The organism is Streptomyces sp. NPDC045026 (assembly GCF_056432625.1).
In genome coordinates this window covers 44507-57995 of sequence record NZ_JBWKIS010000016.1, presented here as the reverse complement: position 1 = coordinate 57995, position 13489 = coordinate 44507, and the positions used below count along the sequence as shown (strand labels likewise).

The 13489-nt window shown below is 71.9% G+C and carries 14 protein-coding genes; 7 read left to right on the top strand and 7 right to left on the bottom strand.

Going from position 1 to position 13489, the window contains the following annotated elements; translation table 11 throughout:
* Positions 1-11 precede the first annotated feature (11 nt).
* The 3 genes from AC07EJ_RS29040 (at position 12) to AC07EJ_RS29030 (ending at position 4475) form a co-directional block, all read left to right on the top strand.
* Positions 12-2741, top strand: a complete 2730-nt coding sequence (locus AC07EJ_RS29040; RefSeq protein WP_478885358.1) for an ABC transporter permease subunit — start codon at positions 12-14, stop codon at positions 2739-2741.
* Positions 2738-3523, top strand: coding sequence for an ABC transporter ATP-binding protein (locus tag AC07EJ_RS29035; protein ID WP_389483007.1), 786 nt, complete (start codon positions 2738-2740; stop codon positions 3521-3523). Before AC07EJ_RS29040 ends, AC07EJ_RS29035 begins: the two co-directional genes overlap by 4 nt.
* Positions 3524-3683: 160 nt before the next feature.
* On the top strand, positions 3684-4475 hold the full coding sequence (locus AC07EJ_RS29030; RefSeq protein WP_478885398.1) for an aldo/keto reductase: 792 nt from the start codon (positions 3684-3686) through the stop codon (positions 4473-4475).
* Between the two features lie 72 nt (positions 4476-4547).
* On the opposite strand, the gene AC07EJ_RS29025 is transcribed toward AC07EJ_RS29030, so the two are convergent.
* Complete coding sequence (locus AC07EJ_RS29025; protein ID WP_389483012.1) at positions 4548-5510, bottom strand: helix-turn-helix transcriptional regulator; 963 nt, start codon at positions 5508-5510, stop codon at positions 4548-4550.
* 39 nt (positions 5511-5549) lie between these two features.
* On the opposite strand from AC07EJ_RS29025, the gene AC07EJ_RS29020 reads away from it, so the two are divergent.
* A complete protein-coding gene (locus AC07EJ_RS29020) occupies positions 5550-5675 on the top strand; it encodes a hypothetical protein (RefSeq protein WP_389483014.1) in 126 nt (41 codons plus the stop codon).
* Positions 5675-6139: a hypothetical protein gene (locus AC07EJ_RS29015; RefSeq protein ID WP_389483016.1), complete on the top strand. Its 465-nt coding sequence runs from the start codon at positions 5675-5677 to the stop codon at positions 6137-6139. Before AC07EJ_RS29020 ends, AC07EJ_RS29015 begins: the two co-directional genes overlap by 1 nt.
* Positions 6140-6182: 43 nt before the next feature.
* On the opposite strand, the gene AC07EJ_RS29010 is transcribed toward AC07EJ_RS29015, so the two are convergent.
* Together AC07EJ_RS29010 and AC07EJ_RS29005 are read right to left on the bottom strand one after the other, a co-directional pair.
* Complete coding sequence (locus AC07EJ_RS29010; protein ID WP_389483019.1) at positions 6183-6368, bottom strand: hypothetical protein; 186 nt, start codon at positions 6366-6368, stop codon at positions 6183-6185.
* A 6-nt stretch (positions 6369-6374) separates the two neighbouring features.
* A complete protein-coding gene (locus AC07EJ_RS29005; RefSeq protein ID WP_389483022.1) occupies positions 6375-6680 on the bottom strand; it encodes a 4a-hydroxytetrahydrobiopterin dehydratase in 306 nt (101 codons plus the stop codon).
* Positions 6681-6764: 84 nt separating this feature from the next.
* On the opposite strand from AC07EJ_RS29005, the gene AC07EJ_RS29000 reads away from it, so the two are divergent.
* Together AC07EJ_RS29000 and AC07EJ_RS28995 are read left to right on the top strand one after the other, a co-directional pair.
* Positions 6765-7589 carry a helix-turn-helix domain-containing protein gene (locus tag AC07EJ_RS29000; RefSeq protein ID WP_389483025.1) on the top strand — a complete coding sequence of 275 codons (825 nt, stop codon included), beginning with the start codon at positions 6765-6767 and terminating at the stop codon, positions 7587-7589.
* A 170-nt stretch (positions 7590-7759) separates the two neighbouring features.
* Positions 7760-8620 carry a helix-turn-helix domain-containing protein gene (locus AC07EJ_RS28995; protein ID WP_389483027.1) on the top strand — a complete coding sequence of 287 codons (861 nt, stop codon included), beginning with the start codon at positions 7760-7762 and terminating at the stop codon, positions 8618-8620.
* 127 nt (positions 8621-8747) lie between these two features.
* Here AC07EJ_RS28995 and AC07EJ_RS28990 read toward each other — a convergent pair whose 3' ends face one another.
* The 4 genes from AC07EJ_RS28990 to AC07EJ_RS28975 all read right to left on the bottom strand — a co-directional run bounded on the left by AC07EJ_RS28990 (position 8748) and on the right by AC07EJ_RS28975 (position 13412).
* Positions 8748-9173 (bottom strand): OsmC family peroxiredoxin, encoded by a 426-nt coding sequence (locus tag AC07EJ_RS28990; protein WP_389483029.1) that lies wholly within the window; start codon positions 9171-9173, stop codon positions 8748-8750.
* Positions 9174-9266: 93 nt separating this feature from the next.
* Positions 9267-10652, bottom strand: coding sequence for an amino acid permease (locus tag AC07EJ_RS28985; protein ID WP_389483031.1), 1386 nt, complete (start codon positions 10650-10652; stop codon positions 9267-9269).
* An 86-nt stretch (positions 10653-10738) separates the two neighbouring features.
* The gene (locus AC07EJ_RS28980; protein ID WP_478885397.1) at positions 10739-12820 is read right to left on the bottom strand and encodes a phage holin family protein; all 2082 of its coding nucleotides are present in this window, start codon (positions 12818-12820) and stop codon (positions 10739-10741) included.
* A gap of 160 nt (positions 12821-12980) precedes the next feature.
* A complete protein-coding gene (locus tag AC07EJ_RS28975; RefSeq protein WP_389483033.1) occupies positions 12981-13412 on the bottom strand; it encodes a hypothetical protein in 432 nt (143 codons plus the stop codon).
* Between the last annotated feature and the right edge of the window lie 77 nt (positions 13413-13489).

Here is a 13489-nt window from a genome sequence, read left to right as displayed (position 1 = left end):
GGGCGCCCCGCATGTCCGACCTGCTGGCCTTCGTGCTGAGCGGGCTCGTGTCGGGTGCGCTGTACGCGCTCCTCGCCACCGGCCTCGTCCTGTCCTACTCGGCCTCCGGCCTCTTCAACTTCGCACACGGCGCCACCGCTTACCTGTGCGCGCTCACCTTCTACGAACTCCACTCCGGCCTCGGCTGGCCCGCCGTACCCACCGCGCTCCTCCTCGTCTGCGTCGCATCTCCCCTGCTGGGATGGGCACTTGACCGGCTGATGTTCCGCAAGCTGGCGCGCGTCGGCGAGACCGCACAGATCGTCGCGACCATCGGCCTGCTCGTCGCGCTGCCCGCGCTCGGCCTGTGGGTGGTGGAGCTGCTCGACGACGCGGGGGTGTCCGTGAAGCCCGCCGAGAACCAGTTCGGGCTGCCGGGCGTCGGCCCGAGCCCCGCGAGGAACTGGCAGCTGATGGACGGCGTCGGCATCGACTCCGACCAGTTGATCACGTGGGTGGCGACCGCCGTCGTCGCGCTCGGCCTGTGGATCCTGATGCGCCACACCACCCTCGGGCTGCGCCTGCGGGCCGCGGTCGACAACCGCTCACTCGTCGAACTGCGCGGCATGAGCGCCGACCGGCTCTCCACCGTGGCGTGGATGCTGTCGTCCGGCCTCGCGGGCCTCGCCGGTGTCCTCGCGACGCCGCTGCTCGGCCTGTCCGCGCACGACTTCACGCTGTTCCTGTTCGTGTCGGCGACCGCAGCGGTCCTCGGGCGCTTCGCGTCCGTACCCATCGCCTTCGCGGGCGGCCTCGGGCTCGGCGTCCTGCAGAATCTCGTCGCCGGGTACGCATCCTTCGCCGAGCGCATCACGGGCTTCCGCACCGCGGTCCCGTTCCTGATCCTCTTCGCCGGGCTGCTGCTGCTCACCCGGCGACAGCGCACGGCGGGCACGGCCGCCGCCGACGCCCCGCCCGTCGACTACCTCGCGGGCCACTCCTGGGCGCGCACATGGGGGCCGTGGGCGGCGGCCGCCGTACTGCTCGCGGCCTCCTTCTACACGGTCACGACCCCGTTCTGGAGCGGCATCCTCGCCCAGGGCCTCGCGCTCTCCCTCGTCTTCGTCTCCTTCACCGTCGTGACGGGGCTCGGCGCGATGGTGTCCCTCGCGCAGGCCACCTTCGTCACCGGCGCGGCGCTCGTGGCCGGGCTCCTGATGAGCCACGGCTGGCCGTTCGTCGCGGCGGCGCTCGTCGGCACCTGCGTCGCGGCCGTCCTCGGGGCGCTCGTCGCGCTGCCCGCGCTGCGCCTCGGCGGCCGCACCCTCGCCCTCGCCACGCTCGCCCTCGCCTTCCTCGCCGACCAAGTCCTCTTCCAGATCGGCTGGCTGAGGAACGGCGACACCGGCTGGGAGATCCCGCGCCCCGTCTTCGGACCCGTCGACCTGAGCGACGACCGGGCGATGGGGGTCGCGATGGTCGTCCTGTGCGCCGCCGCCGTGGCCGCCCTCGGCGCGCTGCGGAACTCTCCCTCGGGCCGCGCGATGCTCGCCGTACGTTCGGCGCCCGCCGCCGCGATGGCCTCCGGCGTCTCCGTCATCCGCACCAAACTCCTCCTCTTCACCCTCTCGGCCGGCCTCGCGGGCTTCGGGGGCGTGATGTACGCGTCGTACAACACCCGTATCACCGCTACCGACTTCACCGCGATGACGGGCCTGATCTGGCTCGCCGTCGTCGTCGCGGCAGGGGTACGGCGCCCGCAGTTCGCGGTCGTCGCGGGCCTCGTCTACGCGATCGTGCCGCACCTCGTCGCGGACTACGTCACGGACTCCGTCCACCTGCCGGTCGTCCTGTTCGGCCTGGCGGGCCTCGCACTCGCCAACGATCCGGACGGGTACTGCGCGGCGATCTCCGTACGACGGCACAGGCGCAGGAGTACGAGGCCGGGGGCGGGAGTCCCTGTCGTCGAAGCAACGAGCCGGGCACCGGCCCCTGTGCCCGACAGCGGCGCCCCGCCGGTCCTCGAACTGCGCGGCCTGCACGCCGGATACGACGGCGCGCCCGTCCTGCACGGGGTCGGCATCGCCGTCCACCCCGGCGAGATCGTCGCCCTGCTCGGCCCCAACGGCGCCGGGAAATCCACGACTTGCCGCACCGCGGCCGGACTCCTCACACCCCTACGGGGGCAGGTGTACGTCAGCGGGCGGGACGTCACGCGCGAGGGCCCCGTCCACCGGGCGCGGGCCGGCGTGCTCCTCGCCCCCGAAGGGCGCGGCATCTTCCCCGCCCTCACCATCGAGGAGAACCTCACCCTGCACCTCCCCGACAAGCACGCGCGCGACGCCGTGTACGAGCGCTTCGCCGGACTCGCCGCCCGCCGAGGTGTCACCGCGGGCGCGCTCTCCGGTGGCGAACAGCAACTGCTCGCCCTCGCCCCGCTCCTCCAGGAGCCGCCCCGCGTCCTCATCGCCGACGAGCCGTCCCTCGGTCTCGCGCCGCGCATCGTCGACGACGTGTTCCGCCTACTCACCGAACTCCGCGACGCGGGCACGGGGTTGCTCCTCGTCGAGGAAAAAGCCACCGAGATCCTCGGCATCGCGGACACCGTCGCCTATCTCGACCGGGGCCGCGTCTCGTGGTGCGGCCCGCGCGCCGAGGTGCGCGCCGACCGGCTCACCGAGGCCTACCTGGGCCTCGCCGCCGGTGGATCAGGTACGGCCCAGGACACGGAAGCGGAAGAGGAAGGGGCGGTGCGGCCATGAGCGGGACCACCGAGGGACCCGCACTCGAAGCCACCGGGGTCGGCGTCCGGTTCGGCGGCATCCGCGCGCTCGACGGGGTCGGCCTGACGCTGCGCCCCGGCGAGGTGTGCGGCCTCATCGGCCCGAACGGCGCGGGCAAGACCACGTTCTTCGACGTCGTCTCCGGGATCCGGCGCCCCGACGAGGGCCGCGTCCTCCTCGACGGACAGGACATCACCCGCCGCTCCCCCGTGTGGCGGGCCCGCCACGGGATGCGTCGCACGTTCCAGCGCCAGCAGCTCTTCGGCCAGCTCACCGTCGCGGACAACCTGCTGGTGGCGCAGGAATGGCGGGGCGGCGGGGGCGGACTCGCCGCCGACCTGCTGGCGGCGCCGACCAGACGGACGTACGAACGACACCGCCGCGAGCAGGCGGCGTCGATGCTGCGCGCGTGCGGCCTCGACGCGCTGGCCGGGGAGTACGCGGGGGCGCTCCCCGTGGGCCGGGCGCGCATGGTGGAACTGGCCAGAGCCGGGGTGGAGGGGGCGCGGGTCGTGCTGCTCGACGAGCCCGCGTCAGGAATGACAGATGATGAAATCCGTCAGCTGAAATCTGTCATCCGCCATCTGGCCGACCAACGGGGCTGCGCCGTGCTCCTCGTCGAGCACAACGTCGCCTTCGTCATGGACCTCTGCTCCCGCATAGTCGTCCTCGACCTCGGCACCGTACTGGCCGAGGGGACCCCGGCGGCCGTTCGCGCCGACCCGGCGGTGCGGGACGCCTATCTCGGTTCGGCCGGGTGAGCAGCGGGCGGGCGGGGTCCGGGGTGCCCTTGTGAACACGCAGTGAACGGGAATGCGTCTTGGGCCGTGATCGTTGACGATGGGAGTACCAACCGACAACGCGAAGGATCGAGAGCTCGTGAGCAAGGTCCCCCCGATCATCCTGAACAACGGCGTCGAGATGCCCCAGCTCGGTTTCGGCGTCTGGCAGGTGCCGGACGCCGAGGCCGAGACGGCCGTCGCGACGGCCCTGGAGGCCGGGTACCGCAGCATCGACACCGCCGCGATCTACGGCAACGAGGAGGGCACCGGCAAGGCCATCGCCTCCTCCGGCATCGCCCGCGACAAGCTCTTCGTCACGACGAAGCTGTGGAACGCCGACCAGGGCTACGACGCGACGCTGCGCGCCTTCGACGCCTCCCTCGACAAGCTGGGCCTCGACTACCTCGACCTGTATCTGATCCACTGGCCGCTGCCCTCGAAGGACAGCTACGTCGACACGTACAAGGCCTTCGAGAAGATCTACGCGGACGGCCGGGCCAAGGCCATCGGTGTCTCCAACTTCCTTCCGGAGCACCTGGAGCGCCTCCTCGGCGAGACGTCGATCATCCCGGCGGTCAACCAGATCGAGCTGCACCCGCACCTCCAGCAGCGCGCCGCGCGTGAGTTCCACGCGGAGCAGGGAATCGCCACCGAGGCCTGGTCGCCGCTGGGGCAGGGCAAGGGCCTTCTGGAGGTCCCGGCGATCGTCGCGATCGCCCAGAAGCACGGGCGTACGCCGGCCCAGATCGTGCTGCGCTGGCACGTCCAGCTCGGCAATGTCGTGATCCCCAAGTCCGTGACGCCGTCGCGGATCGTGGAGAACATCGACGTGTTCGACTTCGAGCTCGACGTCGAGGACATCGCCGCGATCAGCGCGCTGAACGAGGACCGTCGTCTGGGTCCCGACCCGGCGACGTTCGACATGGCCTGATCGCCCCACGTGTACTGCCGCGTGTGCCCCGCCTCCGTCCGGAGGCGGGGCACACGTGTGTGAGGCCGGGGTTCACCGATAGAGGCCGGCGAGGGCTTCGACCGTGGCCCGGACGCTGCGGCGCAGCTCGGCGGGTTCCAGGACCTCGATGTCGGCGCCCAGGCGCAGGAACTCGTCGTGGGCGTGGTCGACCGACTCGATGGGGACGACCGCTCTGGTCCAGCCGTCGGGTTCCTGGCGGGCGGTGGCGCGGGCCGCAGCGCGCTGGGCGGGGCCCGCCAGCCGCTCGGCGGCCCCCGGGGCCAGGCGTACGACGGCGTCGGTGCTGTGCAGCCTGCTGTGGAAGTCATCCTGGTAGGCGCGCCAGTACGCGGCGAGGTCGAAGTCCGCGGGCCGCTCGAACTCCTCGTCACCCGCGTGGAGTTGGAGGATCTGGTCGACGCGGTAGGTGCGGGGGTCTCCCGAACCGGCGGCGGCGATGACGTACCAGCGGCCCGCCTTGAGTACGAGTCCGTACGGTTCGAGGCGGCGTTCGACGTCGGTGGGTGCGCGCCAGCGCCGGTAGCGGACGTGCAGGACGCGGCTGTTCCAGACGGCGGCGGCGACGGCCGGGAGGTGGGTGACATCGTCCTCGTCGGCGTACCAGCCGGGGGCGTCGAGGTGGAAGCGCGCGCTGATGCGTTCGGTGTGGGCGCGCAGTTCGGCGGGGAGTGCGGCGCGCACCTTGAGCTGGGCGGCGGCGAGCACGGGGCCGAGGCCGAGTTCGGCGGCGGGTCCTGGTGCTCCGGCGAGGAAGAGGACTTCGGCCTCGTCGGTGGTGAGGCCGGTGAGGCGGGTGCGGTAGCCATCGATGAGCTGGTAACCGCCGGCGTGCCCGGCGTCGCCGTAGAGCGGTACGCCGGCCGCGTGCAGCGCTTCGATGTCGCGGTACACGGTGCGTATGGAGACTTCGAGGGCGGCGGCGAGCTGGGCGGCGGTCATCCGGCCGCGGGTCTGGAGCAGCAGCAGGATGGACACAAGGCGGCTGGACTTCACTGCCACAGGATGTCAGTGAAGTGGCCGTAGCTTCCAGCCATGGCTTTCGAGGAGAACTGTTGTGGGTGCTGCCATCCGACGCGGTTCGTGATCCTCGATCTGCCGTGGATCGGCTGTGTGTGGGTGGCCGATTCACTCACCGACGGCACCACGGGAGACCGCTGATGAGCACCGCGCACGACTTCGACTTCTTCTTCGGCGACTGGGACGTCGCCCACCGCAGGCGCACGGACTTCCTCGACGCGGACAGCGGCTGGGAGGAGTTCTCCGCGACGAACCGCTGCTGGAGCCTGTTCGACGGGGCGGCGAACATCGACGAGATGGACTGCCCCACGCGAGGGTTCAAGGGGCTGACGCTGCGGCTCTTCGACCACGCGGCGGGTACGTGGTCGCTGAACTGGTCGTCCAGCCGTACGGGCGTCCTGTTCCCGCCGGTCATCGGCCGGTTCGACGGTGACGGGCGAGGCGTGTTCGAGGGGGACGACACGCACGACGGCAAGGACGTCCGCGTGCGGTTCGTGTGGTCGGGGATCTCGGCGACGACGGCGCACTGGGAGCAGTTCTTCTCGGTGGACGGCGGCGACACGTGGCTGTCGAACTGGACGATGGCGTTCACCCGTCGCGCCTGACCCGGTCCTGAACCCTGCCCCGACGCGCCGCACTGACCTCGCGTCAGATGTGCCGCGCGAAGGCGTGCACGGTGAACTCCGGGTCGGCGCGCGGGACTTCGGGGTCGGGGAGCGCGGCGAGACGGTCGGCGGCACGAGGTGGAGTACGGCCCCAGGCGGCGGACCGGGCGCGGGGTATGCCGCCGCGGGTCTCGTCGTGGACCGCGGCTTCCTTGTCGTAGTCCAGCACCGGCGGTCAGCTCGCGCCGTGCGTGGGAGCGATCTCCTGGACGCGCTGGGCGAGGCCGAAGTCGAGGTGGGTGATCGCGCCGCCCACGCTGTGGGTGTTCACGGACACGTCGACCGTGTTGTAGCCGAGGGTCAGGTCGGAGTGGTGGTCGAGCTCGTCCTGGATCTGCGCGATGTGGACGACGAGGGCCGTGGCCGCGAAGTGGTTGGCCAGGCGGTAGGTCCGGGTGAGTCTGTCGTCGGCCACGCTCCATCCCGGCAGCTCGGCGAGACGGTCCTCGATCTCCTTCTGGGACAGCGGCTCCAAGGGCATGACCAGGTCCTTTCCCTGTGATGTGCGAGGAGTTCCAGCGTCCCACAGGGGTGGTGCCGCGCGCCCCTCGGCTACGGTCGTGACATGACGACTGCCGTGCGTGCTCACCGGTCCGGAATCGGTCCTCTGCTGCGGGAGTGGCGGGAACGGCGGCGGGTGAGCCAGCTGGAGCTCGCCCTGCGCGCCGATTCGTCCGCCCGGCACCTCAGCTTCGTGGAAACGGGCAGGTCGCGGCCGAGCGAGGAGCTCGTCCTGCGGCTCGCGGAGCATCTGGAGGTGCCGGTGCGGGAGCGCAACGCGCTGCTGCTGGCGGCGGGTTACGCGCCGCGGTTCGCGGAGACACCGCTCGACGACCCGTCGATGGGCGCGCTGCGGGAGGGCCTGGACCGGCTGCTGCACGGCTACGAGCCGTATCCGGCGCTGGTCGTCGACGCGACGTACACGGTGGTCACCGCCAATCGGGGCATCGCGATGCTGATGGAGGGGATTCCCGAGTCGCTGCTGGCGCCGCCGCTCAACGCGATGCGGCTCACCCTGCACCCGGAGGGCCTCGCGCCCCGGATCCGGAACCTGCGCGAGTGGCGCGGGCACCTCCTCGCGCAGATGGAGCGGCAGATCGCGCTGGACCGGTCGGAGGCGCTGCGGTCGGTGTACGACGAGGTCAAGGCGTATCCGGTGGCGGACAGGGATGTCGAGGACCACGAAAAGGACGGCGGGGAGGACGCCGGGGCGGTGCCGTACTTCGCGCTGCCGATGGTGATCGAGCACGACGGGCAGGTCCTGTCGTTCGTGTCGTCGATCTCGACGTTCAACACCCCGATGGACGTGACGGTGGCCGAGCTGGCGATCGAGACGTTCCTGCCGGCCGACCCGGCGACGGCGAAGTATCTGCGGTCGCTGGCACCGTAGTCGGGGAGTGGTCGGGGGATCGTGGCCGGATCCCCGCGGTAGTGGGCAGGCCACTCATCACACTGGTACCGTTCACGCGGCTCGCGCACGTGTTCAGTGCGCGAAGTGCCGCGGCCGGGAGCGCACGGCTCCCGAATCCGCTCGCCGCCCGGCACGTGGGGAGACGTGACGTGAGTGAACGGCGGCCCGCGCCGACCGTGGGTCAGGTGGTCCTTGGCAGACGCCTGCGGGAACTGCGGGAGTCGGCCGGACTCAACCGCGACGAGGCCGCCCGCGCGCTGCGCGTCACCGGCGCGACGATACGCCGTATGGAGACCGCGGAGGTCGCCCTCAAGATTCCGTACGTACAGATGCTCCTGGAGCTGTACGGGGTGCCGGAGCAGGAGGCGGAGGCGTTCGTCGCGCTCGCCGAGGAAGCGAATCTGCCGGGCTGGTGGCAGCGGTTCCACGACATCCTGCCCGACTGGTTCAGCCTGTACGTGAGCCTGGAGAGCGCGGCCGGGATCATCAGGTCGTACGAGCCGCACTTCGTCCCGGGGCTGCTGCAGACGGAGGAGTACGCGCGGGCCGTCCTGGACGCGGGCACCGTCGGCCGCACGCAGCCCGGCGACCTCGAACGCCATGTGACGCTCCGGATGGCCCGGCAGGCGCTGCTGACCCGGGAGGACGCTCCGCACCTGTGGGTCGTGATGGACGAGACGGTGCTGCGCCGGCCGCCGGGCGGCCCCAAGGTGCTGCGCAACCAGCTCGACCGGCTCATAGAGGCGGCCGAAATGCCTCAAGTCACGCTCCAGATAGCCGAGTTCGCGGCGGGCCCGCACCCGGGAACGTTCGGCCCGTTCACGCTGTTCCGGTTCCCGGTGCGGGAGCTGCCGGACATGGTCTTCAGCGAGTACGTCACGGGCGCGCTCTATCTGGACGGCCGGGAAGAGGTGGGCACCCATCTGGAGGTGCTCGACCACATCGCGGCGCAGGCGGCGTCCGCGGAGCGCACGGTGGAGCTGCTGCGGAAGCTGCGCGCCGCGCTCTGACCAGCGGCGCGCCTGACACGCGGCGCGTGGTGACCGGCGACGCGTGGTGACCGGCGACACGTGGTGACAGCAGTGCCGCGGGCCCGTCGCTGCGGGACCGCGGCACGTGAAGGCTGGGCCTGCGCCGTCAGACGAGCTTCGCCGTCAGCGTGATCTTGGTGCCGGTGAGCGCCTGGCTCACCGGGCAGTTCTTCTTGGCGTCCTCGGCCGCCGCGGCGAACCCGGCCTCGTCGAGTCCGGGCACCGTGCCCTCCACCGTGAGGTGGATGCCGGTGATGCCCTCACCCGGCTGGAACGTGACGTCGGCCGACGTGACGAGCTTGGAGGGCGGGTTGCCGCCGGTCGCCAGGCCGTTGGACAGGGCCATGGAGAAGCAGCTGGAGTGCGCGGCGGCGATCAGCTCCTCCGGGCTGGTCTTGCCGTTGGCCTGCTCGGCGCGGGAGGCCCAGGACACGGCCTGCTGGCCGATGCCGGAGGAGTCGAAGGTGACGACGCCGCTCCCCTTGAGCAGATCGCCTTCCCACACGGTGTGCGCGGAGCGCGTGGTAGCCACGGTGATTCCCTTCAGTCGGGTGCCCGTCGGGGCGTTGGGCACCATCCGACCACACCCGGACCACATATGGCCGGAATGCGCACGGGGCAGGGATCAGTCGGTGGCGTCCGCGGCGGTGCGCTTCTTACGGGCCGCGATCCAGGCGTAGACGAGGACTCCGACGAAGAGGAACAGGACCCCCTGGAAGACGGCCGCGTATCCGGCGCCGCCGACCAGCCACAGGGAGAAGCCGAACGCGGCGAGGGCGAGCACCAGGTCGCGGGCCAGTCGCAGGCCGCTGACGCGGTGACCCTGCCCGGACAGCAGGAAGTAGATCTGGGCGGCGGTCGCGAGGAGGTAGGGGACGGTCGCGGTGAACGTGGTGACGAGGACGAGCGTCTCGAAGACCCCGGCCGAGCCCGCCGTGTAGTTGTAGACGGTGAGGAGCGAGGCGAGAGTGACGGCGACGAGGACGCCGGCGGTCGGGGTGCCGCGCTTCTTCTTGGCGAACACCGCGGGGAACAGGCCGTCCTTGGCGGCGGCGTACGGCGTCTGGGCGCTCAGGAGCGTCCAGCCGTTCAGGGCACCGAGCATGGAGACCAGGGCGGCGACGGCCACGGCGGTGCCGCCCCAGGTGCCGCCGAACATGGCGTTGACGGCGTCGGAGAAGGGCGCGTCGGAGTCGACGAGCCGGTCGTGGGAGACCGTCCCGAAGACGGCGAGCGTGCACAGCAGGTAGAGGAGGGCGGCGAGGCCGGTGCCGAGGACGGTGGCGCGGCCCACGTTGCGCTCGGGGTCGCGGACCTCGCCGGCGCTGACCGAGGCGGACTCGACGCCGAGGTAGCTGAAGAGCAGGATCGCGGCGGACGCGGAGACGGCGCCGAGCGAGGAGTCTCCGCTCGCCCGGAACGGTCCGAGGTTGTCGGCGTGGAAGAAGAACAGTCCGCCGATGGCGACGAGGAGCAGTGGCGCGAACTTCAGGACTGTCGACACGAGCTGCACCGCGCCGACGTAGCGGGTGCCCGCGAGGTTGGCGAGGGCGGGCAGCCACTGGACGGTGAGCGCGGCGACGATGGTCCAGAACGTGGAGCCGTGGATCGGCAGGAGCACGTCGAGGTAGCCGACGGCGGCCACGGCGAGCGCCGCGTTCGACACCCAGGTGGTGATCCAGTACGACCAGGAGGCCAGGAACCCGGCGAAGTCGCCGAACGCCTCGCGGGCGTAGACGTACGGTCCGCCGGTCTGCGGATGGCGGCGGGCGAGGCGGCCGAAGACGAGTGCGAGGGTGATGGCTCCGACGGTCAGGACCCCGAACGCGACGAGGCTGATGGTGCCGAAGGGGGCGACGGAGGCCGGGAGCAGGAAGATGCCGCCGCCGATGATGTTGCCCATCACGAGGGCGGTGGCGACGGGGAGGCCGAAGCGGCGGGCGTGCTTGTTGGGGAGCTCTTCGTGCTGCGGGGCCGGAGCCGGCTTCGTCACGGTTCCGGTGTGGGGCATGGGGTGGTGCGCCTCTCTCGTGCGGGCGCCGACCGGGATCGCCGGGCGACGTCCCATGGTCGGCCCCCGGCACACACCGTTCAAAATCAGGCGGATTCGTCCTGCGGAGTGACCGTCGCGGCCGTAAATGATGCGTCTGGGGCGGGTTCGTGCCGGAATTCGTCCAGTGGGACCTGGGGGCCGCAGCCCTCGCGCAGCCAGCGGCGGAGCACGTGGTGGACCTGCTGGGCGCCCACCAGCTCGGCACCCTCGGCGACCGGCGGCGAGAAGGCCGCCGGGGCGAGCAGGAACGGGTGTCCCTGGGCGCCGCCGAGGCCTCCGTGGGAGCCGATCTGCTCCTCGAAGGCGAGCACTTCACCCTCGGCCGGGTCGTACCAGGAGTTCACCATGATGTCGGCGGTGTGCGGGAAGGAGTCGGTGCGGCGGACCGCGTCGGCCGCGTGCGCGCCGAAGTCGGCCAGGGGTCCCGGGCGCTCGTCGAGGTCGGCCAGGGGGATCTCGGCGCCGCGCGCGCCGAGGACGACGGCGCCGTGCTCCTCGCTGCGCACCAGCAGGAAGCCGATGCCGGGATGGTTGGCGAGGGTGGTCAGGAGCGCCGGGTGGCGGGCGTCGATCTCCTCCTTGCTCATGCGGTGCGGCACGTCGGGGAAGGAGACCAGGCCGAGGTTGCCGGAGGCGAGCACGATCGGCTCGGAGCGGCGCGACGCCGGGCGGTGCTTCTCGCCGCCCTCCTCGACGGGCCTGCGCAGCGCGGCCCTGACCGCCGAGCGGGCCTCGGCCCCACTGTGGGTGCGCCGGGCCCGGCGCGGCACGGGCAGGCCGCAGCCCGCCCGGACGAAGTCCTGGAGGCCGAGCCCGTAGCGGGCGCGGAACGTCTCGCCGGGGCTCTGCCCGTGATCGGACAGGACGACGATCCGGTACCGGCGCGGGGCGTGCTCGGCGACCTTCGCGATCAGCGCGAGGGAGCGGTCGAGGCGCGCCAGGACCTTCTGTGCGTCGCGGCTCACGGGTCCGGAGTGGTGGGCGACCTCGTCGTACGCGACCAGGTCCGCGTAGACCGCGCTGCGGCCCGCGAGCATGTCGCCCATGACGGCGGCGACGACGACGTCGCGCTCCACGACGGTCGCGAAGGCGCGGATGAGCGGGTAGAGGCCGCCGCGGCCGATGCGGGGGCGCTGCCGGGTCAGGCGGGCCCGGGTGGACTGGCCGACCTCGCGGGCGACCTCGGCGACGAAGGACAGGGCGGTGCGGACGGCGTTCGCCGGGTCGCTGAAGTACGCGAAGTAGCCGGCCCGCGAGCGGTTCTCCTTGCCGCGGCGGGCCGCGACGGACAGCACGAGGGCGACCTGTTCGGCGCCTCCGCTGAAGAGGTTGCCGCGGCTGGCGCCGTCCAGGGTGAGCAGGCCGCCGTCGCCGGTGTGCTCGATGGCGCGGCGCTGGAGCTCGGCGGCGCTGGTGGGCCGGTTGGAGACCTGGATCTCGCGGGTGTCCTTCTCGTACCAGCGGAACGCGGGCACGTCGTAGTTGCTGCCGTGCAGGATGCCGAGCTGGCTGGCGCCCGTCTGGCTGGACCAGTCGGTGCGCCAGGGGGTGAGGCGGTGGGTGCCGGCGCCGAGCCAGGCGCCGACGGTGGGCATCAGGTCCTGGTTCACGGCGTCGCGCAGGACGTCGTGGCCGACGCCGTCGAGCTGGAGGAAGACCGTGCCGGGGGTGGGCGGTCCGGCTCCGGGGGCCCCTCTGCGGCGGCGCCGGTCGGCGAGGCGGTACAGGCGGCGGCGGTAGGCGTCGTCGTCGCGTACGGCGAGGGCTCCCCCGGTGGCCGACGCGACCGCGGACATCACCGCGGCGACGACGACGGCGGTCTCCGGGTTGGCCTCACCTCGACCGTCGGGGACGAGGGCCAGGGCGAAGAGCAGCAGGCCGCCGTTGAGGAAGAACACGACGAGGCCGAGGACGAGCGCGGGCACCAGGAGCAGGGCGCGCACGAGAAGCGGCCACACCAGCACGGACAGGACGGCGAAGGCCCCCGCGCCGAGCGCGGCGGTGACGCCGATGCGGGTGGCGCTGTCGCCGTTGTCCGACTGGAGCTTGAAGTCAGGCAGGATCCCGGCGAGCACGAGCATCGTGACGGTGCTGACCGCCCACACGGCGATCGGCCGCCACCACATGCCGGCGAACCTCCGCCAACGCCCCTCGCCCACGCCTCGCTCACCCTCTCGTCGTCTCGTCGTCGAGCTCGCGCCAAGCGTGTCATATGAGCGTGATACGTCCGGGTTTTCCCCTGACTGCGCAGACGAGTGCCCGCCGCGGGACGACCGGGGTGCCGGCTCAGCAGCCGTCGTAGCCGGCCGTCGGCATCGACATCCGGCGGTGGACGCGCTTCTTCATCTCCGCGTTGTACGAGGGCTCCGCGAGGCCCGCGGTCTCCAGGCGGACGCCGCGGCGCTCGCACTCGGCCGTGAACTCGTCGACCGAGCGCAGCGCGGCCCGCAGGACCCGCTCGCTCGGGGCGACGAAGAGGTCGACCAGGCCCGCGTCGACATCCGTCCACAGCACGTCGTGGTCGGAGCGCAGCGAGTGGACGAGGAGCTCTCTGGTCACCACGTAGCCCCGGTCGGCGGCCCAGCGGGCGCACATCGCGTGCTGGCTGCGCGAGTCCACGAGGAAGGGGTCGGCGTCCAGCTCCTCCAGCGGAGTCAGACTGGCGATCGCCGTCACGCGTACCGCGCCGGCCGCGCTCTCTCCCGCCGGTTCACCCATGGTGTCCCCCTCACCTCCGGTTTCCCCGACGACCCTACTCCTGCCCGTAGGCTCGGGGGGAGTCGCACGGAGGAGGT

What these genes read in the sequence shown, in the direction of transcription:
- AC07EJ_RS29040 (WP_478885358.1), top strand. Translation starts at nt 12, where the DNA reads ATGTCCGACCTGCTGGCCTTCGTGCTGAGCGGGCTCGTGTCGGGTGCG.
- AC07EJ_RS29035 (WP_389483007.1), top strand. Translation starts at nt 2,738, where the DNA reads ATGAGCGGGACCACCGAGGGACCCGCACTCGAAGCCACCGGGGTCGGC.
- AC07EJ_RS29030 (WP_478885398.1), top strand. Translation starts at nt 3,684, where the DNA reads ATGCCCCAGCTCGGTTTCGGCGTCTGGCAGGTGCCGGACGCCGAGGCC.
- AC07EJ_RS29020 (WP_389483014.1), top strand. Translation starts at nt 5,550, where the DNA reads ATGGCTTTCGAGGAGAACTGTTGTGGGTGCTGCCATCCGACGCGGTTC.
- AC07EJ_RS29015 (WP_389483016.1), top strand. Translation starts at nt 5,675, where the DNA reads ATGAGCACCGCGCACGACTTCGACTTCTTCTTCGGCGACTGGGACGTC.
- AC07EJ_RS29005 (WP_389483022.1), bottom strand. Translation starts at nt 6,680, where the DNA reads ATGCCCTTGGAGCCGCTGTCCCAGAAGGAGATCGAGGACCGTCTCGCC.
- AC07EJ_RS29000 (WP_389483025.1), top strand. Translation starts at nt 6,765, where the DNA reads ATGACGACTGCCGTGCGTGCTCACCGGTCCGGAATCGGTCCTCTGCTG.
- AC07EJ_RS28985 (WP_389483031.1), bottom strand. Translation starts at nt 10,652, where the DNA reads ATGCCCCACACCGGAACCGTGACGAAGCCGGCTCCGGCCCCGCAGCAC.
- AC07EJ_RS28980 (WP_478885397.1), bottom strand. Translation starts at nt 12,820, where the DNA reads ATGTGGTGGCGGCCGATCGCCGTGTGGGCGGTCAGCACCGTCACGATG.
- AC07EJ_RS28975 (WP_389483033.1), bottom strand. Translation starts at nt 13,412, where the DNA reads ATGGGTGAACCGGCGGGAGAGAGCGCGGCCGGCGCGGTACGCGTGACG.